Below are 24,880 nucleotides of genomic sequence, written 5' to 3'. Positions count from 1 at the left end.
AGATGGCGCGCAGCATGTCCGGTCGTGCAGGGGGGATCCTGTCGTATTTCACCCGTCACCGGACGGCAGCCAACCTGCTGCTTGTGGTGCTGCTGGTCTGCGGGGCGGCCGCTGCGCCCAATATGCGGGCGCAGTTCTTTCCCGATGTGATCATCGACAGCGTGTCGGTCACAACCGTTTGGGAGGGGGCGGGGGCCGACGATGTGGACAGCGCCATCGTGCAGGTGCTTGAACCGGTCTTGCTGGCGGTCGAAGGGGTCGAAAGCTCCACCGCCGCCTCGCGTGAGGGCAGCGGGACCGTCTCGCTTGAGTTCGAGCCCAATTGGGACATGGCCCGCGCCGCGACGGATGTGCAAACGGCGGTGGATTCGGTTACTACACTGCCAGAAGATGCCGAAGATCCGGTGGTCCGGCGTGGTATCTGGCGCGACCGTGTGACCGATGTGGTGATCACTGGCCCGATCAGCGCGGAACAGCTGGGGCGTTTCGCGGATGAATTCGTCACGCGGCTGTTCGCGGCGGGTGTGACGCGCAGCACCATTCAGGGGGTCGCGGCGCCGCAAACCCTGATCGAGGTGCCGTCGACCAGACTGATCCGTCACGACATCACCATGGCCGAAATCGCCGCCGTGATCGCGGCAGTGGTGGATGCCAAGCCCGCCGGTGATGTGACAGGCGCCAATGCGCGCGTGCGCACCGGCACCGCGAAGCGTAGCGCGGATGCCCTGTCTCGCGTCGTGTTGCGCAGCAATGCGGACGGGTCGTCATTGCTGGTCGGAGATGTGGCACGGGTGATCGAGCAGGGCTCCGACCGAGAGATAGGGTATTTCGTGGGGGATGATCCCGCGATCTCCGTGCGTATTGACCGCTCTGACGGGGGGGATGCCATCGGTATCCAGCATAGCGTCGAAAGCGTCGCGGCGGATATGGCTGTCATGCTGCCCAAGGGCGTGACGATAGAGCTGATCCGCACGCGGGCCGAGGCGATCACCGGGCGGTTGGACCTGCTGATTGATAACGGGCTGATGGGGCTCGCACTGGTGGTGGGGTTGCTGTTCCTCTTTCTTAACGCACGTACGGCCTTTTGGGTGGCCGCGGGCATACCTGCGTCGATGGCCGCGGCGATTGCGCTGATGTATGCGGGGGGGATCACGATCAATATGATCTCTTTGTTCGGGTTGATCATCACGCTTGGCATTGTGGTTGATGATGCGATCGTTGTGGGCGAACACGCGGATTATCGCCACAAAGAGCTGGGCGAGCCCCCCATGCAAGCGGCAGAGAATGCGGCGCGGCGGATGGCGATGCCGGTCTTTGCCGCAACGATGACGACGATCATTGCTTTTTTCGGTCTGCTTGCCGTCGGCGGGCGCTTTGGTAGTCTGATCGCGGATATCCCCCTCACAGTGATTGCCGTGCTGGCCGCGTCACTGGTTGAATGTTTTCTGATTCTGCCGAACCATATGGCCCATGCGATGGCAGCGGGGGCCAAGCAACGGTGGTATGACCTGCCCAGCCGAGTGGTCAATCGCGGGTTTCTCTGGGTGCGCGAACGGCTGTTCCGCCCCTTCATGGCGGGGGTGATCCGCGCGCGCTATGTGGTGCTTGCCGGTGTGGTCGCTGTGCTTGCCTCGCAGGTGGCGCTGTTCATCCGGGGTGACGTGCAATGGCGGTTCTTCAATGCGCCGGAACGCGGGTCGGTGACGGGTAATTTTGCCATGGCCGAAGGGGCCACCCGCGCCGATACGCTGGCGATGATGCGCGAAATGCAACGCGCGACAGAGGCGCTGGGCGCGCAATACGCCGAGGAATACGGCACCAACCCCATCGACTATGTGATCGCGCAGATCGGGGGCAATGCGGGGCGCGGTCTGGACGGGGCCGACAGCAAGGACGCCGATCTGCTGGGCGGCATCTCGATCGAGCTGATCGACGCCGACCTGCGCCCCTATTCCAGCTTCGCCTTTGTCGCTGAACTGCAAGACGCGGTGGTCAATCATCCCCTTGCCGAAACCGTCAGCTTTCGCGGCTGGCGGTCGGGTCCCGGGGGGGACGCGTTGGATGTGCAGTTTTACGGGGCCGACACGCAGGTGTTGAAAGCCGCATCGCAGGACCTGCAGGATGCCCTGCGGCAATATCCCGAAGTCAGCGCGGTGCAGGATAATCTGGCCTACGACAAGGAAGAGTTGATCCTTGATCTGACGCCGCAGGGCCAGGCGCTTGGGTTCACGATTGATACCTTGGGGCGGGTGCTGCGCCACCGTCTGGGCGGGATCGAGGCGGCAACCTATCCCGACGGCCCCCGATCGGCGACAATCCGGGTTGAACTGCCCGAGGGAGAGCTGACCGCGGATTTCCTTGAACGGACCCAGATGCGCACGCCGGACGGGCAATATGTGCCGCTGGCCGGTATCGTCAGCGTGGACCGGCGCACCGGCTTCAGCACGGTGCGTCGCGAGAATGGCATCCGTCTGATTTCGGTCACGGGCGACATATCAGAGGATGACCCCGCCCGCGCGAGCGAGATCACGACGGCCCTGCGCGAGGATATCCTGCCGCGCATCGCCTCTGAACGGCAGGTGGATTTCCGCATCGGCGGGTTGAGCGAGCAGGAAGGTACGTTTCTATCGGATGCGATGACCGGCCTGATTCTTGTGCTGACGGGCATCTACCTTGTTCTCGCCTGGGTTTTTGGCAGTTGGACGCGGCCCATGGTGGTGATGGCGGTGATCCCCTTTGGTCTGGTCGGCACAATCTACGGGCACGCCCTGTGGGAGGTCCCGCTGAGCATGTTCACGGTCGTGGGCCTGTTGGGGATGACAGGGATCATCATCAACGATTCCATTGTTCTGGTCGGTACGATTGACGAATACGGAGCCACCCGTGGGGTGATCCCGTCGATCATCGATGGCGCGGCGGACCGGTTGCGGCCGGTGATGCTGACCACGCTGACAACGGTCCTTGGCATGGCTCCGCTGCTTTATGAGCAAAGCCAGCAGGCGCAGTTCCTGAAACCTACGGTGATCACGCTGGTCTATGGTTTGGGTTTTGGCATGTTTCTGGTGTTGCTGGTCGTGCCTGCGCTGGTCGCGGCGCAGCATGATATCGGTCGCCAGATTCGGGCGATGCGTCGGGCCATGCGGGCACGGGCAGGGGGGCTGCGCCTCGGCATTCTGGCGCTTTGGACGCTGGTGGTGCTGTGGGGCGGGGCCACGCTGGGGTGGGTCGCGGTGACGGCCAGCTTGCATCCCGCACTGGTCGAGCCGCTGCCTGAGCTCGGGGCGATGGCCCCGCGCAGCGCGGCGCTGCTGCTGTTCTTGGCCGGGGCGGCTTTGATCGCGCTGGTGGGCTATATCGTCGGCGCGGTGGCGTTGCTGCTGTCGCGCCGCAAACGGGCCATGTGATCAGCCCGCGTTGCATCCCACAATATCGACGGCCTGCTTGCTGCCCAATACCGTCATGCGGATGTGCGACCGGTTCAGTGCCACGGGGCCGCCGCTGACGTGACCCACGTCCACCCGCGCATGCAGGACGTTGCCCTTGCGGGTGGTATCTGCCTCGCTGACCCAAAGATCAGGGTTGCCGGTTTCGATCACCACCAGCTCTTGCCCGCCCGCGGGGGGGAGGGTGATCGCGGCGTCCAGTGTCAGGTCCGCGCCTGCCATACCGATGGTGCAGGTCACGTCTTTCACACGGGCCTCTTTCGCCGAAAACGGGCGCTGCGCCAATGAGGCGGCAATCGCTGGATCGGCGCGGGTTGTGGTGGTGTCGATCACGCCGCTCAGCTCAAGCGAGGCGGGCACGCAGATGTCACTGCACACGCCCAGATCAATGGTGGTCTGGACCGTGACGGGGGCCCCTTTGTCGGGCACGCTGATCCGCAGCGGCAGCACGACCTGATCCTTATACCCGATGGTGGTCAGGTTGGGTTCGCGGAACACCGTGGGCGCGGGCCATTCCACGGCCACCGCCGACAGGTTGCGCGAGCCGGACCAGTCGAAGCTGGGCGGGATACCCATGTCACCGGGCGCGCGCCAGTAGGTCTTCCAGCCCGGCTCCACTGTCATGCGGATCGCGGCCATGCGGTTGCCATCGGGCAGCACCCAGCCTTGCAGGATTTCCCCGTGGATCACTTCCATTGCAGAAGCGGGCAGCGGGGCGATAAGGGCAGCGGCCATCAGGCCAAGAATTTTTCTGGTCATGGCGCTTTCATGGGCCATCTGCCCCCCGTTTGCCAAGTCACGTTTGCATTATGATGTGTTGCAGTCGCGGGGGTTGAAAGCCGCAGGGGCGCAGGCCATGCTATTGCGATGACGCATAAGGACGACAGCATGAAAATGGATCTGACCGGCCAGCTTTTGGTGGCGATGCCCGGCATGGGGGATCCTCGGTTTGATCATTCGGTGATCTTTATCTGCTCGCATGATGACGAAGGCGCGATGGGGTTGATCGTCAATAAGCTCGCCGCTGATCTGAAGCTTGGCGATGTGCTTGACCGCCTCGGCGATGTGGACATGGACGATGTTTCCGGACTGGGGGTGCATGTGGGTGGCCCCGTCGAGACAGAGCGCGGCTTTGTCCTGCACAGCGCCGAATACCGGTCCGTAATGCAGACGACGGATATCGCGGACGGGGTGGCGATGACCGCGACGCTGGACATCCTCGAAGACATCGCCCGCGGCAAGGGGCCGCGTCGGGCGATGTTGATGCTGGGCTATGCCGGTTGGGCCGCGGGCCAGCTAGAGGCAGAGATTGCCCAGAACGGCTGGCTGACCTGCCAAGGCGATAGCGCTATTCTCTTCGACTTGCCCGATGCGCGTAAATGGGAAGCGGCGCTGACCTCTATCGGGGTGGACCCTCTGGGGCTCAGCGCGACAGCAGGGCGCGCCTGAATTGCGAGGATCTGCGGGGCAAAAGCCCTAACGCGGTGCCGCCGCACGGCGCAATCGGTCATTGATGGCACGGCCCAGACCGGTTTCAGGGATCGGGGCCACCGCAATCGGCTTTCGCAGCCGGTCAAGCGCGTGCAGCCGGTCAAACAGATGCGCTGCCGCTTCCACCAGATCGCCACTGGCTGATAGGGTCAGGTCATCCGGCCCGCTCCCGCTTGCCGCGCCAAAGCCAAGGTAAACCTCGTCATCCGTCGCCGCTTGGGCGTTCAGACGCACGCGGGCATGGGGCGCGTAGTGAGAGGCGAGCTGACCGGGGGCGATAATCTCTGCCCCGTCGGCCACATCCAGCGGTGCGCCAAGAGCGGCCTCTATCGCCTCGGACGGCAGCCCGCCTGCGCGCAACAACGTCGGGCGGGGCTGGTTCAGGCCGATGATGGTGCTTTCCAGACCCACGGTGCAGGGGCCGTCATCAACCACAGCGGCGATCCGCCCTTCCAGCCCCGACAGAACATGTTGCGCCGTCGTGGCGCTGATCTTGCCCGAGGGGTTGGCCGAGGGGGCCGCCACCGGACCGCCAAGCGCACGTAGAATGGCGCGGGCCGTGGGGTGCGCGGGCACGCGGATGCCGACGCTGTCCAGCCCTGCCGTCACCAGAGAAGAGAGCCCGTGCCCGTCGGCCAGAGGCAGCACGAGTGTCATCGGACCGGGCCAGAAGGCGCTTGCCAAAATCTCGGCGGTGTCGGACCAGCGGCCGTAGCGCCGGGCTTGGTCCACATCGGCTACATGGATGATCAGCGGGTTGAAGCTGGGCCGCCCCTTGGCTTCGTAGATGCCAGCCACCGCCGTCCCGTTGCGCGCATCCGCCCCCAGACCATAAACCGTTTCAGTCGGTAGCGCGACCAATGCGCCTTGCTGCAGCAGGGTGGCGGCGCGGGAAATACCGGAAGGGTCGGCTGGAAGAATCTCGGTCATTGGCTTCTCTCACGGGGGATGACGCCGCGTTTTGGGTTGCGGTGTGCAGGCTTGAGCGACATTCTCGCCGCAACAGCCCGGAGTATCGCCTTGGGCTTATCAGGTCGCTGTTCGGTTTGCCAAGCAGACGAACGCGTTAATGGAGGAAAACTATGCCCTATCGCGCCCCTGTCGAAGATTTTGCCTTTCTGTTTGATCATGTCGTAGGGTTGGACGCTGTGCGTCAGACCGAACGCTTCGAGGACGCCAGCGAAGACGTCACCCGCGCGATCCTCGAAGAGGCGGGTAAGATGACCAATGACGTTCTGGCCCCGCTGCAACGCGCCGGCGACCAGACCCCTGCCAAGCTTGAGAACGGCGTCGTGCGTACCTCGCCCGGTTTCGCGGACGGGTTCAAGGCCGTGGCCGAAGGTGGCTGGATCGGCATGTCGGCCGACCCCGAATTCGGCGGCATGGGCCTGCCCATGACCCTGACGACCGCCGTCAACGAAATGATGAGCGGCGCCTGCCTGTCCCTGCAACTTGCCCCCTTGATGAGCCAGGGCCAGATCGAAGCGCTTGAGCATCACGCCAGCGACGCGATCAAGGAGTTGTACCTGCCCAAGCTGATCAGCGGCGAATGGACCGGCACGATGAACCTGACCGAACCGCAAGCGGGGTCGGATGTGGGGGCGCTGGCGACCAAGGCCGAAGACAATGGCGACGGCACCTATGCGATCTCGGGTCAGAAGGTCTATATCACCTGGGGCGACAACGACTTTGGCGGCAACATCTGCCACCTTGTTCTGGCGCGTCTGCCCGGTGCGCCTGCGGGCACCAAAGGTATCAGCCTGTTCCTCGTGCCGAAATACCTGCCTAACGAGGACGGCAGCCTTGGGAATGCCAATACGCTGAACGTCGTCAGTCTGGAACACAAGCTGGGGATCCATGGGTCTCCGACATGCGTGATGCAATACGACAAGGCGACCGGCTGGCTGGTCGGGCCCGAGCAAGGCGGCATGGCGGCGATGTTCACGATGATGAACAACGCGCGGCTTGGCGTTGGCGGGCAGGGCATCGGCATCGCCGAGGCGGCCTATCAGCACGCGCTGGCCTATGCGCTGGACCGTAAACAGGGCAAGACATCGCGCCCTGACGGCACCGGCACCATCGTGGACCACGCCGATGTGCGCCGCATGCTGATGACGATGAAGGCCGAAACCTTTGCCGCCCGCGCCATCGCGCTGTGCTGTGCCAAGGCCATCGACATGACAAACGCCACCGGTCAGGCCGAATGGAAAGCCCGTGCGGCCTTCCTGACCCCGATCGCCAAGGCTTTTGGCACTGACACCGGCATGGCCGTCGCTGAGATGGGCGTTCAGGTCCACGGTGGCATGGGCTTTATCGAAGAAACCGGTGCCGCGCAGTACAGCCGCGACGTGCGGGTGACCGCGATTTACGAAGGCACCAATGGCATTCAGGCGATGGATCTGGTCGCGCGCAAGATGATGGACGGAGGCGAGGCCGCGAACCGTTTGCTGGACGAGATCGAGGCAGACGCCGAAGCCGCCCGCGACGTTTTTCCGAATATGACGGACGCCCTGTGGCAAGCCTCGGAAACCCTGCGCGAGGCGACCGACTGGCTGACCGAGCAATCGAACATGGACACGCGCTTTGCCGGAGCGGTGCCATACCTGCGGGCCTTTGCACGGGTGCTTGGCGCGCATATGCACCTCAAGGCGGCGCTGGCCGACAAGGGTGGGCCACGCGAAAAGCTGGCGCGGTTCTACATCCTGCGTCTGTTGCCGGAACACGTTGGTCTGCTGGCCCATGCCCAAGCGGGTGAGGCTGATCTTTTCGCGCTTTCCGCTGACGAACTGGCCGCCTGATGCCTGATACCGCGCCCACCGGTTTGCGTTTCCCCTGGGAGACGCCGCCCGCCCATGATGCCGCGATAGAGGTCGCGCCCGGCGTGCTTTGGCTGCGTCTGCCGCTGCCGATGAAGCTGGATCACGTCAACGTCTATGCCTTTGACGAAGGCGACAGCTGGACGATCATCGACACGGGTTTCGCGTCGAAAAAGTCCAAGGCGCTGTGGACGGACCTGATCGCGGGGCCCTTGGGCGGCAAGCCGGTGTCGCGGGTGATCGTGACCCACCACCACCCCGATCACATCGGGTTGGCGGGCTGGTTCCAGACCGAACACGGGGCAGAGCTGGTGACGACGCGCACCGCGTGGTTGACCGCGCGAATGCTGACCCTCGACCCGCAAGAGGCACCGCCAGCCGAGACTTTGGCTTTCTACAAACTGTCGGGGATGGATGCCGCGCTGTACGACAAACGCGCCTCCGAGCGGCCATTCAACTTTGCCGACATCGTCTCGCCTCTGCCGCTTGGCTTTACGCGGATCAAACAGGGCGACGAGATCACCATCGGGGGACGCGTGTTTGACGTGCATATGGGCAATGGGCACGCCCCCGAACACGCCACCTTCTGGAGCCGTGATGACAATCTGGTGATTGCAGGCGATCAGATCCTGTCGTCCATCAGCCCTAACGTCGGGGTCTATGCCACCGAACCCATGGCCGACCCCATTGGCGAATGGATCGAGGCCTGTGACCGTCTGTCGTTGCTGGCGCGCGAGGATCATCTGGTGCTTGGCGGGCACAAGCTGCCCTTCACCGGTCTGCCCACCCGCATGCGCCAGTTGATAGAGAATCACCACAGCGCCCTGCGCCGTCTGGAAAAGGCGATTGCAGAGCCGAAATCGGCGTCTGAATGTTTCTCGACCCTGTTCAAGCGCAACATCGGCGAAGGCGAATACGGTCTGGCGCTGGTTGAAGCGGTCGCCCATCTCAGCCATCTTTACCAAACGGGCCGTGCCACACGCAGCTTGCGGGCGCTGGACGGGGCTTGGGTGTATCAATCAAAGGGCTGACCGATGGATAACGAGATCAAGACAGCGGCCGAAGCGATCGAGGCCGACGCGCTGCCGCGCCTCTACGAGGTGCATTCGGACCCCGACAGACGCAATGCCTCTGACCAGCCGGTGCCCAAGGGGATGACCCAAAAGCCCGCCGCGCAGAAATCACCGGCGCAATGGGCCTACGAGCGGGTCGTGCTTTACCTTAGAAATTTCGAAGAGCAGCTGGATGGCGATCACGAGGTCGCGATGGGGTTCGCAGGCGGTGACGCCGGTGTGCTGCGGATCGAGGGTATGGGCTATTTCGATCCGGACATCGTGACCTTTTATGGCAAGGACAACGCCGGGGCACGGATGCAGCTGGTGCAGCATGTCACCCAGTTGAATGTCGCCCTGCGTGCGCTGCCCAAAGCGGTGCAGGAAGCCCCCGCGAATCGTATCGGTTTCCGCCTTGCAGAAGACCTCGAGACGCAAGAGCTGGCACAGACAGGCGAAAACACCTGATCCCGCGCATTTTGATGCCGTGACATAGGCAGATGAATACAGTATTCCCCAGTTCAAATCATACGCACGTTAAGACAAGGATCGCGCAAATGGCCAAACATGAACACGGCTCGATGGACACCAGCACGCACGAGAAGACTTTTGACAGCTTCATGAACTTCGTCAAATGGTCGAGCATCGTGATTATTGCCATTCTGGTCTTTATGGCGATCTTCGCGCGCTAAGGCGGGCAAACCTAACCGACAGGATATTTCTATGCGTGTTTGGATGGCTTTGGCCTGCGTCTGGCTGCTTGCGGCCTGTGCGAATGATACCGGGATTGATAACACACCGGCAGAAGTCGCGGCGGCCGCCTATGTGGCGCCGGGGCCGCGATCCATCACGTTGATGACGATGATCAACAACCGCACCGGCAGCGGCGGCCATACGGCGCTGGTGGTCAATGGCTCGCAGCAGGTGATCTTTGACCCCGCCGGTTCCTTCCGCGATCCGCGCGTGATCGAACGCGGCGACGTGCTTTACGGTATGACGCCCAAGTGGATTCAAGGCTACAAATCCTCGCACGCACGCAGCACCTACCATGTTGTCAGTCAGGAACTTCAGGTGACGGACGCGCAGGCGGAACAGATTTTGCAGCTTGTGATGTCGAACGGCACGGTAGCAGGGGCGTTCTGCGCCAATGCGACCTCGGGCATTCTGTCGCAGGTGCAGGGGTTCGAAAGCATCTCCAAGACCTTCTATCCGGCCAAGCTCAGCGAACAGTTCGCCAGCTTGCCCGGTGTCACGACGACAAAATACTACGAGAATGACGAAGGCGATGTGATCGACGCGGTGCAGGCGTCGCTTCTAGCCCAGTAACCAAAGCAGACTGTAAAGCGTGGCTGCACCGCTGATAATGGCGAGCAGCACGTTTTTGGTGATCACCCCGATTGTCAGGGCCGCAGCCGCTGCCGCCATGCGCGGCAGATCAAGCTGCCCGTCCGTGGCTGCGGGCCAAATCACCTGCGGAGCCACCAACGCGGGCAGGATCGCCACTGCCGTATAGCGCAGGTGCCGCAGCAGCCATGCGGGCATCTCGCGGTCGCCAACCAATCCGGTAAAGACAAAGCGCAGCCCGAAACTGCCGATGCCAAGCGCGATGATCACGAACCAAAGTGTGCCGGTGTTGATATGATCCATTATACCGCATCCTGTTCAGGGTGTTGGGGCTGGCGCCGTTCCAGCCAAAGCTCTGTCTGCGCACCGGCCATCATCCCCGCAAGCCCCGCGATGATCAGCCCCAGCGAATAGGGCACACCCGCCGTTAGCAGCCCCGCGACAGAGGCGACCAGCGCCGCGACCACATGGGCCGGCGTGCGGAACATCGGCGCGATCATGGCCAGAAAGGTGATCGGCAGCGCAAAGTCCAGCGCCCAGCTTTCGGGGATCTGCGCGCCCACCATCGCTCCCACCAGCGTGAACAAATACCACAGCGGCACAATCGGGGTCACACAGCCAAAGAAATACGCCATCCGCTGCGGGATCGTCATATCGGGCTGCTTCTCGTACTGCGCCATCGCGCAGACATAGGATTGATCGACCGTCAGATAGGCCGCCAGCGCGCGCTGCCACAGCGGGGCGGAGCCGATGTAAGGGGTCAGCGACGCGGAATACATCGCCATCCGCAGGTTCACCGCCAGCGCAGAGGCCAGCACGATCGCCGTCGGGGCATGTTCCTGCATCAGTTGCAACGCGGTGAACTGTGCTGCCCCCGCAATGACCACAACCGAAAAGGCGAGCGTTTCGAATACGTTCAATCCCGCCTCGGTGGCGAGGATGCCAAACAGCGACGCAAAGGGGATGATCACCAGAACAAAGGGTGCGGCGTCGGCAAGACCTTTTCGAAAGGCCGATTTCGTGGTGGTGATGGCCATGCGTTCCCCCTAGATTGCCGGGACATGCTTAACTGCCGCTTTGGGGGGATGCAATTGTCCGTCAAGACAGACACCGATGCTTATTTGATCGCACCGCAACCGGGTTTGGCGCGGCTGACCCGTGCCGTGACCGGGCGGGATCACACAGGCGCGCAAACAACCATCAATGTGGTCGAAGAACGCCCGCTGACGATATATCTGAATGCGCAGGAAATCGTCACCGCGATGACGATCGGCGATTACCCCGAATACCTCGCGCTTGGGTTCTTGCGCAATCAGGGCATGCTGCGCGACGGTGAGGATATCACCAGCGTCGACTACGACGAAGAGCTTGAGGTCGTCGTGGTCCGCACCGCCCGCAAAACCGATTACGAAGACAAGATGCGCAAAAAGACCCGTACCTCCGGCTGTGCGGTCGGTACGGTTTTCGGCGATATGATGGAGGGGCTGGAGGATGTGTCTCTGCCCACGGCCCCGCTGCGGACTTCGTGGCTGTATGACCTTAGCGCGCAGATCAACCGCACGCCGAGCCTGTACCTAGAGGCGGGGGCGATTCACGGCACGGTGCTGTGTCAGGGCAATCGCCCGCTGGTCTATATGGAAGACGTGGGTCGCCACAACGCGGTCGACAAGATCGCGGGCTGGATGCTTTCTGAGAAAGTCTCGGCCGAGGATAAGATTCTCTATACCACGGGGCGACTGACGTCCGAGATGGTGATCAAGACCGCGATGATGGGCATCCCCGCGCTGGTCTCGCGCTCCGGCTTTACCGCCTGGGGGGTAGAGATCGCGCAGCAGGTCGGGCTGACGCTGATCGGCCGGATGAAGGGCAAACGCTTTATGTGTCTGGCGGGCGAGGACCGGTTGATCCGTGACGCGGACCCCGACGGAATCGCGGATGAACCGAAACGATCTGGGCGAAAGGGCAGCGCATGAAACAGCCACTTGGGGTGATCCTTGCCGGCGGGCAGGCGACGCGGATGGGCGGCGGCGACAAGGGGCTGTTGCAGCTTGGCGGTCAAAGCGTGCTGGGTCATGTGATTGAACGGCTGACCCCGCAGGTGGATCGCGTCGCGTTGAATGCCAATGGTGATCCCGCGCGGTTTGCGGGGCTGAAGCTGCCGGTGTTGCCCGATAGTATCGACGGGTTCGCCGGTCCTCTTGCGGGCGTGCTGGCCGGGCTGGATTGGGCGGCTGAACAGGGCGCGGATACCATCGTCACGGCGGCAGCAGACACGCCGTTCTTCCCCGGTGATCTGGTGCCGCAGCTGTTGCTGGCAAGCGAGGGGATGACCCATCCGCTGGTGCTGGCCGCCACGCCGGATGCCAAACGCGGAACCGCGCGGCATCCGACCTTTGGCCTCTGGCCCGTGGCCTTACGCGACGATCTGCGCGCCGCCTTGCAAGGGGGGCTGCGCAAGGTCGTGATGTGGACCCAAACGCATGAGGGGCGCGAAGCGCTGTTCCCCCATGAGGACGCGTTCTTTAACATCAACACCCCCCAAGATTTGGCCCGCGCACAGGAGATGATATGAGAGTTTACGGCGTTGTCGGCTGGAAAAACGCAGGCAAAACGGGGCTGATGGAACGCCTCGTGACCGAAATCACGGGCCGCGGGTTTTCAGTGTCTACCGTGAAACATGCGCACCACAGTTTTGACGTGGATCATCCGGGCAAAGACAGCCACCGCCACCGTGTCGCAGGCGCGCGCGAGGTGCTGTTGGCTTCGCGCAACCGCTTTGCCCTGATGCATGAGCTGCACGGCGAGGATGAACCGACGCTCGACGCGCTGCTGGCCAAGCTTGCGCCCGTCGATCTGGTGCTGGTCGAAGGCTACAAACGCGACGGTCACGCCAAGGTCGAAGCGCATCGGGCCGAAACCGGTAATGCGCTGATCGCGCCGGAGGATCCGACGATCAAGGCGATTGCCAGCGACACTCCCATGACTCTGGATCGCCCCGTATTCGATCTGAATGACACCAGCTCCATCGCCGATTTCATTCTGGCCGAGGTGGGCTTGTGAGCCATTTCGACACGTTTGTTGTGGTCGATTGGTCCGGCGGTAATGACACCGGACCAACCCCGCGCAAAGATGCGATTTGGGCGGGGGTGTCGCGGGGGGGCATCTCGGACCCGCCTGTCTATCTGCGCAACCGGTCCGAGGCAGAGGCGTGGATCGCCGCGCTGATCGAAGCAGAGCTGGCGCAGGATCGTCGCCTGTTCGTGGGCTTCGATTTCCCCTTTGCCTACCCTAGCGGTTTTGCCGAGGCCCTGACGGGCAGCGAAGATCCCTTCGCCCTGTGGGAGTGGTTCGAGGCGCGGGTCGAAGACGCGCCAGACCGTAACAACCGTTTCGATCTGGTGGCAGAGATCAATCTGGGTCTGGGCGATGGCAGCGGCCCTTTCTGGGCCAACGGCCTGCCCAACCGCGATATCGCAGGGCTTCCGCGCACCAAGGCGGGCTACGCCAACCCGTTTTCCGACAAGCGCGCGGGGGAACAGCGTGCCAAGGGCAGTTTCACCTGCTGGCAAATGGCCGGGGCAGGGGCTGTCGGATCGCAGGTGGTCATGGGGCTGCCTGTGCTGTCACGCCTGCGTGCTCGTTTTGCCGATCATGTCGCGGTCTGGCCGTTTGAAAAGCCGGATGTGCAGGTGGTCTTTGCCGAGATATGGCCGTCGCTCACCGTGGGGCCAGCCCCTGACAACATGATCAAGGATGCGTGGCAGGTGCAGGAGCTTGCACGGCAGCTGGCCGCCGTCCCCGCCGCCGATCTGGCGCAGATGCTGGATGTCGAGGCAGCGGAGGAGGGTTGGATGTTCGGTCTGGGGTTCGAACATCTGCTCAAGGCCCCGCCACCGCTGCGCAACGACTGTTTTGCCCTGCCGCCGGGCGTGCATTGGACGCCGGTGGACGAGGCGCTGGCGCAGTTGCGGGCACGGCTGCATCCGGTGACCCCTGTCGAAGACGTGCCTTTGGCTGCCACCTTGGGGCGCATCGCCGCTGCGGACGCGCTGGCACGCCGCGCCAATCCGCCGCTGCCAAATACGGCTGTTGATGGCTATGGCTTTGCCGGCGGGCGCGAGGCCGGTGCCCATGCGATGCCGCTGGCCGAGGGACGCGCGGCGGCAGGCGACGCGCCGGGGGCGCTTGCCGAGGGGCAGGCGATCCGCGTGCTGACAGGGGCCGCGCTGCCCGAAGGCGTCGATACCGTGGTGTTGCAAGAAGACGTGACCATCGACGGGCGCACCCTGCGGTTTAACGGTCCGGTGAAACAAGGTGCGAATACCCGCAAAGCGGGGGAGGATGTGACAGCGGGTGAAGTGACACTGCGCGCAGGACGACGGATTACAGCGGCGGATATCGCCTTGCTCGCGGCCACGGGGACGGCGTCTGTGTCGACCCATCGGCCGTTGCGCGTTGGCGTGCTATCGACAGGGGACGAGATCGTCGAGGCCGGTCGGACCGCGGTCGATGGGCAGATCTTCGATGCGAACCGCCCGATGTTGCTGGGGTTAGTATCGCAGTTCGGCCATCAGGGCGTGGATCTGGGGCATGTGGGTGACGACCGCGCAGCTTTGCGCAGGCGGCTGGATGAGACGCGGGGCCGTGTTGACGCGATCCTGACCAGCGGTGGCGCGTCGGCGGGGGATGAAGACCACGTATCGGCCCTTTTGTCCGAGGCAGGGGCGCTTGACCTGTGGCGCATCGCGGTCAAACCGGGGCGGCCCTTAGCGCTTGGCATGTGGCAAGGCGCGCCGGTTTTTGGGCTGCCGGGCAACCCCGTGGCGGCTATGGTCTGCACCCTGATTTTCGCGCGCCCTGCGTTGGCGCGGCTGGCGGGGCAGGACTGGCCCGAACCCCAGGGGTTCGACGTGCCCGCAGATTTCAGCAAACGCAAGAAACCGGGGCGGCGCGAGTATCTACGCGCGCGGATGCGCGAGGGGCGGGTGCAGGTCTTTGCCTCTGAAGGGTCGGGGCGGATCAGCGGGCTGGCTTGGGCCGAAGGATTGGTGGAACTCCCGGACGCCGCGGCCGACATCCAGCCGGGCGATCTGGTGCGCTATATTCCCTATGGGTCTTTCGGGATCACCTGACCGCTAGTCGAACGTCCCCGCCACGCGGCCCAGCAACATGAAGGCCCGCACGGTGCGCGTGTCGGTCAGTGCCGAGATATCGGCGTCAGAGGCCTCGGCCTCAAAGGCGGCAAAGGCGCGGTCGAAACGGCGCAGGAAGTGATGCGCGGCATCGCGGAAGATCGGGTCTTGCTTCATGCGGGCACTGGTCAGCGCCAGCGAGGACCGGTCGCGGATACCGCCCAAAGCAGCGATCGGACGGCCCCGGGCCCCTTGGGCGAATTGGCGCCAGATTTCGGGGCGTGCACGGTCGGGGCGCAGGTCATCCATATAGATACCGTCCTGACTGAGCAGTGTCAGCACGTCCTGCGAGGCCTGCACCAGCTGGGACGCATTGCGGTCTTTCAACGCCTTGCGCAGCGCCGAAAAGCCTTCGGTATCCTCGGCGGTTTCGGGGAAATTCAGCGCGCGAATGAAATCTTCATGTGACAGCGGTGGGGTCATATCCGCGGCCGAGGTGCCAAGCGCCAGCGCGGGCTGGTCATCGACCACCGCAGGCTTGAGAGGCGCAAGTCGGGTGCTGGCGTCGCGGCGGCTTTGGAAGGTGGCCAGCGTGCTTTCGGTCTTGCGGGCGGCGGCGGCGATTTCATCCAGCTTGCGCGCGACGGTCGCGTCTGCGCCAAGGTTCTGCCCTTGCTGTTGCGCGATATACGCCTGCCGGATCGCGTCGATCGCGGCCTGCAAGCGTTTGCTTTCCTCGCGCATGACGCGGCTGGCGCGGGCCGCTGTGGCGGCGACCCAGATCATGCCAACGGGCATGAAGATCGCCAGCATCGTCATCAGGAACCGCAAGCCGGCGCCGCCCGTATCGGGTTGCTGATCCGACGGCAGCATCAGGAAAAAGATCGCGGACCCCAGCAACCACACAGCGCTTAGCGCTGCGGCGATGAGTTCAATGTTCGAGATCCCGCCGTCGTTCGGGCGCGAATAGACGCCAAAGGGGGTCGACCGCGCGGATTGGCGCGGCGCGTTCGGTGTCAGCTGCGGTTTGTCGGTCATCTCTTTGTCCCCGGCTTATGCGTAGACGATTTTGAGAACCTCATAGGATTTGTCCCCCCCGGGTGTCCGCACCTCGACGCTGTCGCCTTCTTCCTTGCCGATCAGGGCGCGGGCGATAGGGGATTTGATGTTCAGCAGGCCTTTTTCGATGTTGGCCTCGTATTCACCAACGATCTGGTAGGTCTTCTCTTCGTCGGTGTCCTCGTCCACGAGGGTCACGGTCGCGCCGAACTTGATCGCGCCGGACATCTTGGCCGGGTCAATCACATCCGCAAGGGAGATCACGCCTTCAAGTTCTTTGATGCGGCCTTCGATGAAGGACTGCTTTTCCTTGGCGGAATGGTATTCGGCGTTCTCGGACAGGTCACCGTGTTCGCGGGCTTCGGCGATGGCTTTGATGATGGCAGGGCGTTCAACCGACTTCAGATGCTTGAGTTCGGTTTCCAAAGCCGTGTGACCGGCGCGGGTCATGGGGATTTTTTCCATCAGGGGGCGTCCACGCAATGAGGGTCACAGCCCCCGAACTGTCGTCCGAGGGTGCAACCGATTTGAATTGATCCTTACCTGACCCAAACTGCCCCGCGATTGCAAGAGCAGAGTCAGCCCGTCCGCGGCAATCCGCGTTTAGTCATCGTATTGGACCAGCTCGTATTCGACACCGTCGTGATCCCGAAAATAGAAGCGCCGCCCGGGCTCGTAATCGGCGTGGTTCACCGGCGTGAAGCCCTGCGCTTTGACCAAGGTTTCGGCGGCGTCCAGATCATCGACGGTCACCCCGATATGGTTCAGCGCGCCGGTGGTGTCATAGCTGCTGGTGCCCGTGGCCGGCGTCTTTTCCGGTGTGTAAAGCGCCACGTATGAGCTGTCAGTTCCGATGTGAATAGTATGTCCGCCCGCTATCGCATCGCCTTGCCAGCGGATACGCCAGCCAAAGATCTGCGCCATCCAGGCGGCAGTGGCTTGCGGGTCGGTTACGGTGATGTTTGCATGTTCCAATTGTGCTGGCATTGTCGGGTCTTCCTTTCGTGTTTCTGACGTTGACCCTATGGTGTGTAATTTTTAAACCTAACTTTAGGTCAAGGATTATTTCGGGGAATGTCTATGGCGGTGAATGACGGGTTGTCGATTGGCGCTTTGGCGCGGCGCACAGGCTTGGCGGTGTCCGCCATCCGCTATTACGAGGCGCAAGGGTTGATCAAACCGTGGCGCAACAACGGCGGGCAGCGGCGGTTCGAGCGTGCCGATCTGCGGCGGCTGAGCTTTGTGATGATCGCGCAGCAATTCGGCTTTACCTTGCCGCAGATCAAGCAAGAGCTGGATCGCCTGCCAGATGGGCGCACCCCCACCAAAGAGGACTGGGCGCGTATCAGCCAGGCGTTTCGTACAACGTTGGACGACCGGATCGCGACGTTGACCCGCCTGCGTGACGACCTAGATGAGTGTATCGGATGCGGCTGCCTGAGCCTACAGGCCTGTGCGCTTTATAACCCCCAAGACCGCGCGGGGGAGAAAGGGCAGGGGCCGCGCTATCTGATGGGAGATCCGCGCAGCTAGCATTTTGCGATGCGAAACAATATTGCTGCACCTGCAACATTTAAGATGCAAACTGTCGTGGGTGCGCTAATTTACGCTGTGTTGCGATTGCAATAGCGACCGTGCTGGTTTAGCGAAATCCAAACCGTTTTCTGCCCGAAGAGGAGCCCCAAATGGCCGAAGTTGAACGCGAAGCAATGGAATATGACGTCGTTATCGTCGGTGCGGGCCCTGCCGGTCTGTCCGCCGCGATCCGTCTGAAACAACTCGACGCCGACTGCAATGTGGTCGTGCTGGAAAAGGGCTCTGAGGTGGGGGCGCATATCCTGTCGGGGGCGGTTTTGGACCCGATCGGTCTGGACGCCCTGATGCCCGACTGGAAAGAAAAAGGCGCGCCGATCAAGACCAAGGTCGAGGAAGACAACTTTTACATGCTGGGCGAGGCGGGTAAAATCCGGGTGCCGAACTTCCCCATGCCGCCGCTGATGAACAACCACGGGAACTACATCGTTTCCATGGCCAATGTCTGCCGCTGGATGGCAGAACAGGCCGAAGAGCTGGGGGTAGAGATTTTCCCAGGTATGGCGTGCTCCGAGCTTGTCTATGGCGACAATGGTGAGATCAAAGGCGTTGTGGCCGGTGAATTCGGCATCAGCGCCGATGGCACCAAGGGCGACGGCTATGAGCCCGGCATGGAACTGCACGGCAAATACGTCTTCCTGTCCGAAGGCGTGCGCGGCAGCCTGTCCAAGCAGGTGATTGCGAAATACGATCTGGACGCCGGAAAAGAGCCGCAGAAATACGGCCTTGGCATGAAAGAAATCTGGGAGATCGACCCCGCCAAGCACAAAGAGGGCACCGTGACCCACACGATGGGCTGGCCTTTGAACAGCAACGCGGGTGGCGGGTCGTTCATCTATCACATCGAAAACAACCAGGTGTACGTCGGTTTCGTGGTCCACCTTGGCTACAAGAACCCGCATGTCTTCCCCTACATGGAATTCCAGCGCTTCAAGCACCACCCGATGGTTGCTGAGCTGCTTAAAGGCGGCAAGCGCGTGGCCTACGGCGCACGCGCCATCACCGAAGGCGGCTACCAGTCGATGCCCAAGATGGTCGCACCCGGTGTGGCGTTGCTGGGCTGTTCGGTGGGCATGGTCAACGTGCCGCGCATCAAGGGCAACCACAATGCGATGCTGTCGGGCAAAGCTGCCGCCGAAGCGGCCTATGACGCGATCCAGGCGGGCCGCGCCGGTGACGAGCTGACCGCCTACGAGGAAGATGTCCGCAGCGGCGAGATCGGCAAAGATCTGAAAAAAGTGCGCAACGTCAAACCGTTGTGGAGCAAGTACGGCCTTGTGACCTCGCTCGCCGTGGGTGGGTTCGACATGTGGACCAATACCTTCGGCTTCTCGCTGCTGGGGACGCTGGGGCATGGTAAATCCGATGCCGAAGCGACCGAAAAGGCCGACAAGCACAAGAAGATCGACTACCCCAAGCCCGATGGCAAGCTCAGCTTTGACCGTCTGACCAACGTGGCGTTTTCATTCACCAACCACGACGAAAGCCAGCCCGCGCATTTGACGCTGAAGGATCCGTCGGTGCCGGTGAACATCAACCTGCCGGAGTACGCTGGCCCCTCGGCGCGGTATTGCCCTGCCGGCGTGTATGAATTCGTCGAGGAAGACGGCAAGGACCCGCGCTTTGTCATCAACTTCCAGAACTGCGTGCACTGCAAGACCTGCGACATCAAGGATCCGACGCAGAATATCGTCTGGACCACGCCGCAGGGTGGGGATGGCCCGAACTATCCTAATATGTAAGCGTTGCTTACGGGCCTAATATGTAAGCGTCGCTTGCGGGCCTAACGTGTAAGCATCACTTACTAGATGAAATCGATCAAAGGCGTGCTGCGGCGCGCCTTTTTTCATGCAAGGTTCCGCCGATAGAGGATAAGCGGGATGTCCCTTTGGATAGGCGGCATTGCGCTTGGTCGTGAACCTGTTAGCCTTGCGCGCAAATACAAATGAGGCGTGCCAGTATGATCCGTAACCTTCTGTTGACCGCAAGCGTTTTGGCGCTGACCGGAGCCGTTGCAATGCCCGTACAGGCGCAATCGGCGGCGGGGGCCTATCTTGCCGGTCGGCATGCTGCGGTGCGCAGTGATTTTGCGGAATCTGCCAAGTATTATGGCGAGGCGCTGGCGCTTGATCCCAAGAACCCCGAATTCCTTGAAAGCACGGTTCTGGCGTTGCTCTCGCTGGGGGATATCGACCGCGCCCTGCCTTTGGCGCGCATCATGGCCGCGTCGGACCAGCCCGGGCAGATCGCCTATCTGGTGACAACCGCTGGCATGGCGCAGGAAGAAAACTATGCGGGCCTGATCGAACAATCCGCAGACGAGGGCGGGATCGGCCCTTGGGTGGACGGTCTGGTCAAGGCTTGGGCGCATGTGGGCGTGGGCGACATGACCGCCGCCATCACGCAGTTCGACAATCTGAGCAAAGAAGCCGGCATGCAGGGGTTCGTGCTGTATCACAAGGCTTTGGCACTGGCGTCGGTCGGCGACTACGAAGGAGCGGAGGCGATCTTTGCCTCGAACCAGGCGGGATCGGCAGGGCAGACACGGCGCGGTGTGATCGCGCGGGCGGAAATCCTTGGCCAGCTCGGGCGAAATGAACAGGCGCTTGCGCTGCTGACCGATAGTTTCGGGGCCAGCAGCGACCCCGAACTTGACGGCTTGGTCGCCGCCTTGCAGGGGGACGGGCAGGTCGCCTTTACCCAGATCCCCGATGCCAAGGCAGGCATTGCCGAAGTCTTCTTTACCTTCGCCGCCGTGTTGCGCAATGAAAGTGCCGGTGACTACTATGTGCTGCTTTATTCGCGCATCGCGCGTTACCTGCGCCCCGATCATATCGACGACCTGTTGCTGACCGCGGATCTGCTGGAAAACATCGGCCAGTACGAGCTTGCGATCGAGGAGCTGCAGGACGTACCCGCCGACAACCCCGCCTATCACGCAGCCGAACTCGGGCGTGCGGCGGCGCTGCGACGGTCGAACAAGCCGGAACAGGCGATCGAGGTTCTGCAACAGTTGACCCGCAGCCACGGCACATTGCCATCGGTCCATTCCGCCTTGGGTGATGCGTTGCGGGCGCAGGACAACTTCAAGGCCGCAATCAAATCCTATGACCGCGCGATAGAGCTGACACCCGACAGCAATCCGCAACGCTGGGTGCTGTACTACGCCCGCGGCATTGCCGAAGAACGCTCTGGCAATGGCGAGGCATCCGAACGCGATTTTCGCGCCGCTCTCAAGATCAACCCCGATCAGCCTCAGGTGCTGAACTACCTCGGCTATTCGCTGGTGGAACAGGGGCGCAATCTGGACGAAGCGTTGAACATGATCGAACGCGCCGTCGCGGCGAGCCCTGAATCAGGCTATATCGTCGATTCACTGGGCTGGGTCTTGTACCGTTTGGGCCGCTACGAAGAGGCCGTCGACCAGATGGAGCGGGCCGTTGAGCTGGTCGCCGTTGATCCGGTGGTCAACGACCACTTGGGCGACGTTTACTGGTCCGTTGGCCGTCAACGCGAGGCTGAATTCCAATGGCGTCGGGCGCTATCGTTTGTGGATCCCGAAGACAAAGACAGCGAGGCGGATCCCGACCGCATGCGCCGCAAGCTCGAGGTGGGGCTGGACGCGGTATTGGCCGAAGAAGGGGCCGAACCGCTCAGCAAAGCCACTGCCGAGAAATGACGACCCAAGCCGCTGCCCTCGGGGTTGCCAACGCGGGTTTCGCCTGGGCCAAGGTGAACCTGACCCTGCATGTCACGGGGCAGCGCAGCGATGGCTACCATCTGCTGGATAGTCTTGTGGTGCGCGCCGGCGTGGGCGACCGGATCGCGGTATCTCCCTCTGACCAGCTTGAGCTGTTTATCGATGGTCCCTATGGCGGTGCCGCCCCCCATGATGACCGCAACCTCGTGGTGCGTGCGGCAAGGCTGCTGGACGCGGGCGCGGGCAGGGGGGCGCGGTTGCATCTGACGAAAAACCTCCCCGCCGCGGCAGGGATCGGCGGAGGGTCGGCGGATGCCGCCACGGCGCTGCGCTTGCTCTCGGCGCATTGGGGGCTGCCGGTGCCCGAGGATGTGGCGCGACTGGGTGCCGATGTTCCGGTTTGCCTGCATGACACCCCCCAGCGGATGGAGGGGATCGGCGAGCGATTGACGCCCGCGCCCAAGCTGCCGCCCTGCTGGCTGGTGCTGATCAACCCGAATAAATCCGCCGCCACGCCCGAGGTCTTCTCAAGGCTCGAGTCCCGCGCCAACGCGCCCATGCCCAAAGAGCTGCCCGCATTCACCAGCGCGCCTGCGTTCGCCGCCTGGCTGGCCACGCAGCGCAACGACCTGGAGGCACCGGCGATCCAGGTGGTGCCAGAGGTGGCAGAGTGTCTGGGCAGCCTACAGGACGCGCTGCTGGCGCGTATGTCGGGCTCTGGTGCGACCTGCTTTGGCCTTTACGAGACCGAGGCACTGGCGCAGCGCGCCGTCACACGTATTGCCGCGGCACAGCCCGACTGGTGGGTCACCGCCGCACCGATGCTGGGGTAGCTTCGGCACGCCCCAGTGGCGTGACGGTTAGCTAATACGCGCGACGACGTAATCGGCCAGATCGCGCAGCATCTGCGTCAGCTCGTGATCCGGCAGGGTGTTCAGCGCAGTCTTGGCCTGTTCCGCCCATGCCAGCGCCTCTGCCTTGGTTTCATCCAGAGTGCCATGTGCATTCAGCAGCGACAGAGCGTGTTCAAGATCGCCGTCTTCCTGCTTGCCCTTCTCGATGGTGCGGGTCCAGAAGGCACGTTCGGTCGCGTCGCCTTTGGCGATCGCCTTGATCACGGGCAGGGTCAGCTTACGCTCGCGGAAGTCGTCACCGATGTTCTTGCCGGTGGCATTCGGGTCGCCTTGGTAGTCCAGCAGATCGTCGACAATCTGGAACGCGATCCCCAAGGCATCACCATAGTCAAACAGGGCCTGAACCTGTGCGTCAGGGGCCGCGGCAATCACCCCGCCCACCTGCGTCGCTGCCGAAAACAACGCCGCCGTCTTCCCGCGCACGACCTGTAGGTAGATGCCTTCATCCGTGGCCAGATTCTGCGCGGCGGTCAGTTGCAGCACCTCGCCCTCTGCAATCGTGGCGGAGGCATTGGCAAGGATCGCCAGCACGCGCATGTTATTCGTCTCGGTCATCAGCTGGAAGCTGCGCGCGAAAAGGTAATCGCCCACCAGCACCGAAGATTTGTTGTCCCACAGCAAGTTGGCCGTAGGTCGCCCGCGACGCTGCGCGCTTTCATCGACCACATCGTCGTGCAGAAGGGTCGCGGTGTGAATGAATTCGACCGTTGCGGCAAGGTGCACGTGGTAGGGGCCGTCATAGCCGCACAGACGCGCCGCAGCGAGGGTTAGCATCGGGCGCAGCCGCTTGCCGCCTGCCTCTACCAGATGGGCCGTGACCTCGGGGATGCGCGGCGCATGTTCTGACGCCATGCGGTCGCGGATCAGATCGTTCACCGCGGTCATATCCGCGTTGAGATAGGCCGCCATCCGGTCATGTGGTTTCTGGGTGTTTTCGCTCGTCATTTACACGACCTTAATTGGAAGGCTCGACAATCAACGTCGATTGCCCTTACATCTCTGTTATGAAGGAACTTTTGCGCACAACCGATCCGACAATAATCGCCTTTGCCAGCGCCCTTCTTCAGGGCGAGGATATAGACTGCTTTCCGCTGGACGTAAACATGAGCGTGCTTGAAGGCGGGATCGGCATTTTTCCCCGCCGCTTGATGGTGCACGACGACGATCACTCCGCCGCCACGCGGGTGTTGCGCGACAATGACATCCCCACCGGGTTGCCCAAATAACCGCTGTGGACGTCTTTGACCCCGACGCGCTCACGCGGGATGCGTTTCTGGGCGGCAAGCTGCATTTGTGGCAGCCGCGTAAAGGCTACCGTGCGGGCGTCGACCCTGTTTTATTGGCTGCAACGGTTCCGGCGCAGGCCGGTCAGCGCGTGCTAGAGCTGGGCTGCGGGGTAGGGGCGGCGTCGCTTTGTCTGGGCGCGCGGGTGCCGGGCTTGCAGCTGACAGGGGTCGAGATCCAGCCTGCCTATGCCGCGCTTGCACGGCGCAATAATCCAGCATTTGAAGTTGTCGAGGCCGACATTGATGCCATGCCGCTGGCCCTGCGGCAGCGACAATTTGACCACGTTCTTGCCAACCCGCCGTATTTTGATCGGCATGCCTCTGTCGCGGCGACCAACAGCGGTCGCGAAACCGCCTTGGGTGAAGCGACCCCGTTGGAAACCTGGGTCAAGATCGCGGCCAAACGCCTTGCCCCGAAAGGACAGGCGCATTTTATCCATCGGGCGGAACGCCTGCCCGATCTGATCCGCGCGCTACCCCATGATATGGGCAGCATAGAGGTGCTGCCGATCGCACCGCGCATCGGTCGCATGGCTGAACTGGTCATCCTGCGTGCGCGCAAAAGCGGGCGGGGGGCGTTTCGCTTGAACGCGCCCCTTATCATGCACGAAGGTGCACAACATTTAAGCGACGGCGACAGCTATGTGCCCGAAATACGAGCGGTCCTGCGCGAGGGCGCAGCGCTGCCATTCTAAGCAGCCTCTCGCCGATATCTCAACTTGTCGATAGTTTTGCTGCGCTGCCGCGTGACAGGTGGAATATTTCGTGCTTCAATCATTCTACGCAACATAACCTAAGGAGAGTTACATGGCTTTTGACGCACATCTGGATGCTCTGAAACGGAAGCATTTGGCAATGAGTGACGCTGTAGAACAGGCCCAACGATCGCCGAGTATGGACGGGCTAAAGGTTGCGAATATGAAAAAGGAAAAGCTGCGCTTGAAAGAGGAAATTACCCGGCTTTCCGCCTGATAGATTACAATTCCGTTGGCGTGCCCATTGGGCCGCCGACAAAAAGGCCAGCGCGAAATGCGCTGGCCTTTTGCGTTC

26 protein-coding genes are annotated in these 24,880 nt (G+C 62.5%); 18 read left to right on the top strand and 8 right to left on the bottom strand.

Annotation, left to right across the window (positions count from 1 at the left end; genetic code table 11):
* The first annotated feature begins 2 nt into the window (after nt 1-2).
* Entirely contained in the window at nt 3-3,404 is a 3,402-nt protein-coding gene (locus C1J04_RS13575) for an efflux RND transporter permease subunit (RefSeq protein WP_009825239.1), read from the top strand.
* On the opposite strand, the gene C1J04_RS13570 is transcribed toward C1J04_RS13575, so the two are convergent.
* Nucleotides 3,405-4,202 carry a protein-disulfide reductase DsbD domain-containing protein gene (locus C1J04_RS13570; protein ID WP_235602558.1) on the bottom strand — a complete coding sequence of 266 codons (798 nt, stop codon included), beginning with the start codon at nt 4,200-4,202 and terminating at the stop codon, nt 3,405-3,407. It abuts the gene before it with no gap.
* Between the two features lie 108 nt (nt 4,203-4,310).
* Between C1J04_RS13570 and C1J04_RS13565 the strand changes: the two genes are divergently transcribed.
* Complete coding sequence (locus tag C1J04_RS13565) at nt 4,311-4,892, top strand: YqgE/AlgH family protein (protein WP_009825238.1); 582 nt, start codon at nt 4,311-4,313, stop codon at nt 4,890-4,892.
* Nucleotides 4,893-4,919: 27 nt separating this feature from the next.
* On the opposite strand, the gene C1J04_RS13560 is transcribed toward C1J04_RS13565, so the two are convergent.
* Nucleotides 4,920-5,864 (bottom strand): L-threonylcarbamoyladenylate synthase, encoded by a 945-nt coding sequence (locus C1J04_RS13560; RefSeq protein WP_009825237.1) that lies wholly within the window; start codon nt 5,862-5,864, stop codon nt 4,920-4,922.
* Nucleotides 5,865-6,016: 152 nt separating this feature from the next.
* Between C1J04_RS13560 and C1J04_RS13555 the strand changes: the two genes are divergently transcribed.
* The 5 genes from C1J04_RS13555 (at nt 6,017) to C1J04_RS13535 (ending at nt 10,128) form a co-directional block, all read left to right on the top strand.
* A complete protein-coding gene (locus tag C1J04_RS13555) occupies nt 6,017-7,732 on the top strand; it encodes an acyl-CoA dehydrogenase (protein WP_009825236.1) in 1,716 nt (571 codons plus the stop codon).
* Nucleotides 7,732-8,781 (top strand): MBL fold metallo-hydrolase, encoded by a 1,050-nt coding sequence (locus C1J04_RS13550; RefSeq protein ID WP_009825235.1) that lies wholly within the window; start codon nt 7,732-7,734, stop codon nt 8,779-8,781. The genes C1J04_RS13555 and C1J04_RS13550 overlap by 1 nt, the downstream gene beginning before the upstream one ends.
* A gap of 3 nt (nt 8,782-8,784) precedes the next feature.
* Nucleotides 8,785-9,270, top strand: coding sequence for a DUF6173 family protein (locus tag C1J04_RS13545; RefSeq protein ID WP_009825234.1), 486 nt, complete (start codon nt 8,785-8,787; stop codon nt 9,268-9,270).
* An 89-nt stretch (nt 9,271-9,359) separates the two neighbouring features.
* Nucleotides 9,360-9,494, top strand: a complete 135-nt coding sequence (locus tag C1J04_RS13540; RefSeq protein WP_009825233.1) for an aa3-type cytochrome c oxidase subunit IV — start codon at nt 9,360-9,362, stop codon at nt 9,492-9,494.
* 31 nt (nt 9,495-9,525) lie between these two features.
* On the top strand, nt 9,526-10,128 hold the full coding sequence (locus C1J04_RS13535; RefSeq protein WP_037953876.1) for a hypothetical protein: 603 nt from the start codon (nt 9,526-9,528) through the stop codon (nt 10,126-10,128).
* Here C1J04_RS13535 and C1J04_RS13530 read toward each other — a convergent pair.
* Both C1J04_RS13530 and C1J04_RS13525 read right to left on the bottom strand, forming a co-directional pair.
* Nucleotides 10,117-10,449, bottom strand: coding sequence for an AzlD domain-containing protein (locus C1J04_RS13530; protein ID WP_009825231.1), 333 nt, complete (start codon nt 10,447-10,449; stop codon nt 10,117-10,119). The genes C1J04_RS13535 and C1J04_RS13530 overlap by 12 nt on opposite strands.
* Complete coding sequence (locus C1J04_RS13525) at nt 10,449-11,183, bottom strand: AzlC family ABC transporter permease (RefSeq protein WP_005849629.1); 735 nt, start codon at nt 11,181-11,183, stop codon at nt 10,449-10,451. The genes C1J04_RS13530 and C1J04_RS13525 overlap by 1 nt, the downstream gene beginning before the upstream one ends.
* 48 nt (nt 11,184-11,231) lie before the next feature.
* Between C1J04_RS13525 and C1J04_RS13520 the strand changes: the two genes are divergently transcribed.
* From C1J04_RS13520 to C1J04_RS13505, 4 genes are read left to right on the top strand one after another with little or no spacing between them, the layout of a single operon-like run.
* The gene (locus C1J04_RS13520; RefSeq protein WP_009825230.1) at nt 11,232-12,119 is read left to right on the top strand and encodes a formate dehydrogenase accessory sulfurtransferase FdhD; all 888 of its coding nucleotides are present in this window, start codon (nt 11,232-11,234) and stop codon (nt 12,117-12,119) included.
* The gene (gene mobA, locus C1J04_RS13515; protein WP_009825229.1) at nt 12,116-12,718 is read left to right on the top strand and encodes a molybdenum cofactor guanylyltransferase MobA; all 603 of its coding nucleotides are present in this window, start codon (nt 12,116-12,118) and stop codon (nt 12,716-12,718) included. The genes C1J04_RS13520 and mobA overlap by 4 nt, the downstream gene beginning before the upstream one ends.
* Nucleotides 12,715-13,206, top strand: a complete 492-nt coding sequence (mobB, locus tag C1J04_RS13510; protein WP_009825228.1) for a molybdopterin-guanine dinucleotide biosynthesis protein B — start codon at nt 12,715-12,717, stop codon at nt 13,204-13,206. Before mobA ends, mobB begins: the two co-directional genes overlap by 4 nt.
* A complete protein-coding gene (locus tag C1J04_RS13505) occupies nt 13,203-15,278 on the top strand; it encodes a molybdopterin-binding protein (RefSeq protein ID WP_009825227.1) in 2,076 nt (691 codons plus the stop codon). The genes mobB and C1J04_RS13505 overlap by 4 nt, the downstream gene beginning before the upstream one ends.
* Nucleotides 15,279-15,281: 3 nt before the next feature.
* Here C1J04_RS13505 and C1J04_RS13500 read toward each other — a convergent pair whose 3' ends face one another.
* From C1J04_RS13500 to C1J04_RS13490, 3 genes are all read right to left on the bottom strand, one after another.
* Nucleotides 15,282-16,316 (bottom strand): hypothetical protein, encoded by a 1,035-nt coding sequence (locus C1J04_RS13500; protein WP_005849620.1) that lies wholly within the window; start codon nt 16,314-16,316, stop codon nt 15,282-15,284.
* Between the two features lie 15 nt (nt 16,317-16,331).
* A complete protein-coding gene (gene greA / locus C1J04_RS13495; protein WP_005849618.1) occupies nt 16,332-16,802 on the bottom strand; it encodes a transcription elongation factor GreA in 471 nt (156 codons plus the stop codon).
* Between the two features lie 138 nt (nt 16,803-16,940).
* Entirely contained in the window at nt 16,941-17,324 is a 384-nt protein-coding gene (locus C1J04_RS13490; RefSeq protein WP_009825226.1) for a VOC family protein, read from the bottom strand.
* Between the two features lie 93 nt (nt 17,325-17,417).
* Between C1J04_RS13490 and soxR the strand changes: the two genes are divergently transcribed.
* The 4 genes from soxR (at nt 17,418) to C1J04_RS13470 (ending at nt 22,463) form a co-directional block, all read left to right on the top strand.
* Nucleotides 17,418-17,870, top strand: coding sequence for a redox-sensitive transcriptional activator SoxR (gene soxR, locus C1J04_RS13485; protein ID WP_009825225.1), 453 nt, complete (start codon nt 17,418-17,420; stop codon nt 17,868-17,870).
* A gap of 152 nt (nt 17,871-18,022) precedes the next feature.
* A complete protein-coding gene (locus C1J04_RS13480; protein ID WP_005849615.1) occupies nt 18,023-19,672 on the top strand; it encodes an electron transfer flavoprotein-ubiquinone oxidoreductase in 1,650 nt (549 codons plus the stop codon).
* Nucleotides 19,673-19,890: 218 nt separating this feature from the next.
* Complete coding sequence (locus tag C1J04_RS13475) at nt 19,891-21,609, top strand: tetratricopeptide repeat protein (RefSeq protein ID WP_009825224.1); 1,719 nt, start codon at nt 19,891-19,893, stop codon at nt 21,607-21,609.
* Nucleotides 21,606-22,463 carry a 4-(cytidine 5'-diphospho)-2-C-methyl-D-erythritol kinase gene (locus tag C1J04_RS13470; RefSeq protein WP_009825223.1) on the top strand — a complete coding sequence of 286 codons (858 nt, stop codon included), beginning with the start codon at nt 21,606-21,608 and terminating at the stop codon, nt 22,461-22,463. Before C1J04_RS13475 ends, C1J04_RS13470 begins: the two co-directional genes overlap by 4 nt.
* 27 nt (nt 22,464-22,490) lie before the next feature.
* Here C1J04_RS13470 and C1J04_RS13465 read toward each other — a convergent pair whose 3' ends face one another.
* The gene (locus C1J04_RS13465; protein ID WP_009825222.1) at nt 22,491-23,489 is read right to left on the bottom strand and encodes a polyprenyl synthetase family protein; all 999 of its coding nucleotides are present in this window, start codon (nt 23,487-23,489) and stop codon (nt 22,491-22,493) included.
* A 59-nt stretch (nt 23,490-23,548) separates the two neighbouring features.
* On the opposite strand from C1J04_RS13465, the gene C1J04_RS13460 reads away from it, so the two are divergent.
* The 3 genes from C1J04_RS13460 to C1J04_RS13450 all read left to right on the top strand — a co-directional run bounded on the left by C1J04_RS13460 (nt 23,549) and on the right by C1J04_RS13450 (nt 24,802).
* Nucleotides 23,549-23,770, top strand: a complete 222-nt coding sequence (locus C1J04_RS13460) for a putative signal transducing protein (RefSeq protein ID WP_009825221.1) — start codon at nt 23,549-23,551, stop codon at nt 23,768-23,770.
* A 5-nt stretch (nt 23,771-23,775) separates the two neighbouring features.
* Entirely contained in the window at nt 23,776-24,525 is a 750-nt protein-coding gene (locus C1J04_RS13455; RefSeq protein WP_009825220.1) for a tRNA1(Val) (adenine(37)-N6)-methyltransferase, read from the top strand.
* 112 nt (nt 24,526-24,637) lie between these two features.
* Nucleotides 24,638-24,802 (top strand): YdcH family protein, encoded by a 165-nt coding sequence (locus C1J04_RS13450; RefSeq protein WP_005849604.1) that lies wholly within the window; start codon nt 24,638-24,640, stop codon nt 24,800-24,802.
* The last annotated feature ends 78 nt before the right edge of the window (nt 24,803-24,880 follow it).

Origin of the sequence: Sulfitobacter sp. SK025, from assembly GCF_003352105.1 — a bacterium.
In the GTDB taxonomy this organism is placed as follows: Bacteria; Pseudomonadota; Alphaproteobacteria; order Rhodobacterales; family Rhodobacteraceae; genus Sulfitobacter; species Sulfitobacter pontiacus.
This window is presented reverse-complemented; position numbering and strand designations above follow the sequence as displayed.

Bases quoted from the DNA above. Each gene is read 5' to 3' on its own strand.
- C1J04_RS13575 (WP_009825239.1), top strand. From the start codon at position 3: ATGGCGCGCAGCATGTCCGGTCGTGCAGGGGGGATCCTGTCGTATTTC.
- C1J04_RS13570 (WP_235602558.1), bottom strand. From the start codon at position 4,202: ATGACCAGAAAAATTCTTGGCCTGATGGCCGCTGCCCTTATCGCCCCG.
- C1J04_RS13565 (WP_009825238.1), top strand. From the start codon at position 4,311: ATGACGCATAAGGACGACAGCATGAAAATGGATCTGACCGGCCAGCTT.
- C1J04_RS13560 (WP_009825237.1), bottom strand. From the start codon at position 5,864: ATGACCGAGATTCTTCCAGCCGACCCTTCCGGTATTTCCCGCGCCGCC.
- C1J04_RS13555 (WP_009825236.1), top strand. From the start codon at position 6,017: ATGCCCTATCGCGCCCCTGTCGAAGATTTTGCCTTTCTGTTTGATCAT.
- C1J04_RS13550 (WP_009825235.1), top strand. From the start codon at position 7,732: ATGCCTGATACCGCGCCCACCGGTTTGCGTTTCCCCTGGGAGACGCCG.
- C1J04_RS13545 (WP_009825234.1), top strand. From the start codon at position 8,785: ATGGATAACGAGATCAAGACAGCGGCCGAAGCGATCGAGGCCGACGCG.
- C1J04_RS13540 (WP_009825233.1), top strand. From the start codon at position 9,360: ATGGCCAAACATGAACACGGCTCGATGGACACCAGCACGCACGAGAAG.
- C1J04_RS13535 (WP_037953876.1), top strand. From the start codon at position 9,526: ATGCGTGTTTGGATGGCTTTGGCCTGCGTCTGGCTGCTTGCGGCCTGT.
- C1J04_RS13530 (WP_009825231.1), bottom strand. From the start codon at position 10,449: ATGGATCATATCAACACCGGCACACTTTGGTTCGTGATCATCGCGCTT.
- C1J04_RS13525 (WP_005849629.1), bottom strand. From the start codon at position 11,183: ATGGCCATCACCACCACGAAATCGGCCTTTCGAAAAGGTCTTGCCGAC.
- C1J04_RS13520 (WP_009825230.1), top strand. From the start codon at position 11,232: ATGCAATTGTCCGTCAAGACAGACACCGATGCTTATTTGATCGCACCG.
- mobA (WP_009825229.1), top strand. From the start codon at position 12,116: ATGAAACAGCCACTTGGGGTGATCCTTGCCGGCGGGCAGGCGACGCGG.
- mobB (WP_009825228.1), top strand. From the start codon at position 12,715: ATGAGAGTTTACGGCGTTGTCGGCTGGAAAAACGCAGGCAAAACGGGG.
- C1J04_RS13500 (WP_005849620.1), bottom strand. From the start codon at position 16,316: ATGACCGACAAACCGCAGCTGACACCGAACGCGCCGCGCCAATCCGCG.
- greA (WP_005849618.1), bottom strand. From the start codon at position 16,802: ATGGAAAAAATCCCCATGACCCGCGCCGGTCACACGGCTTTGGAAACC.
- C1J04_RS13490 (WP_009825226.1), bottom strand. From the start codon at position 17,324: ATGCCAGCACAATTGGAACATGCAAACATCACCGTAACCGACCCGCAA.
- soxR (WP_009825225.1), top strand. From the start codon at position 17,418: ATGGCGGTGAATGACGGGTTGTCGATTGGCGCTTTGGCGCGGCGCACA.
- C1J04_RS13480 (WP_005849615.1), top strand. From the start codon at position 18,023: ATGGCCGAAGTTGAACGCGAAGCAATGGAATATGACGTCGTTATCGTC.
- C1J04_RS13475 (WP_009825224.1), top strand. From the start codon at position 19,891: ATGATCCGTAACCTTCTGTTGACCGCAAGCGTTTTGGCGCTGACCGGA.
- C1J04_RS13470 (WP_009825223.1), top strand. From the start codon at position 21,606: ATGACGACCCAAGCCGCTGCCCTCGGGGTTGCCAACGCGGGTTTCGCC.
- C1J04_RS13465 (WP_009825222.1), bottom strand. From the start codon at position 23,489: ATGACGAGCGAAAACACCCAGAAACCACATGACCGGATGGCGGCCTAT.
- C1J04_RS13460 (WP_009825221.1), top strand. From the start codon at position 23,549: ATGAAGGAACTTTTGCGCACAACCGATCCGACAATAATCGCCTTTGCC.
- C1J04_RS13450 (WP_005849604.1), top strand. From the start codon at position 24,638: ATGGCTTTTGACGCACATCTGGATGCTCTGAAACGGAAGCATTTGGCA.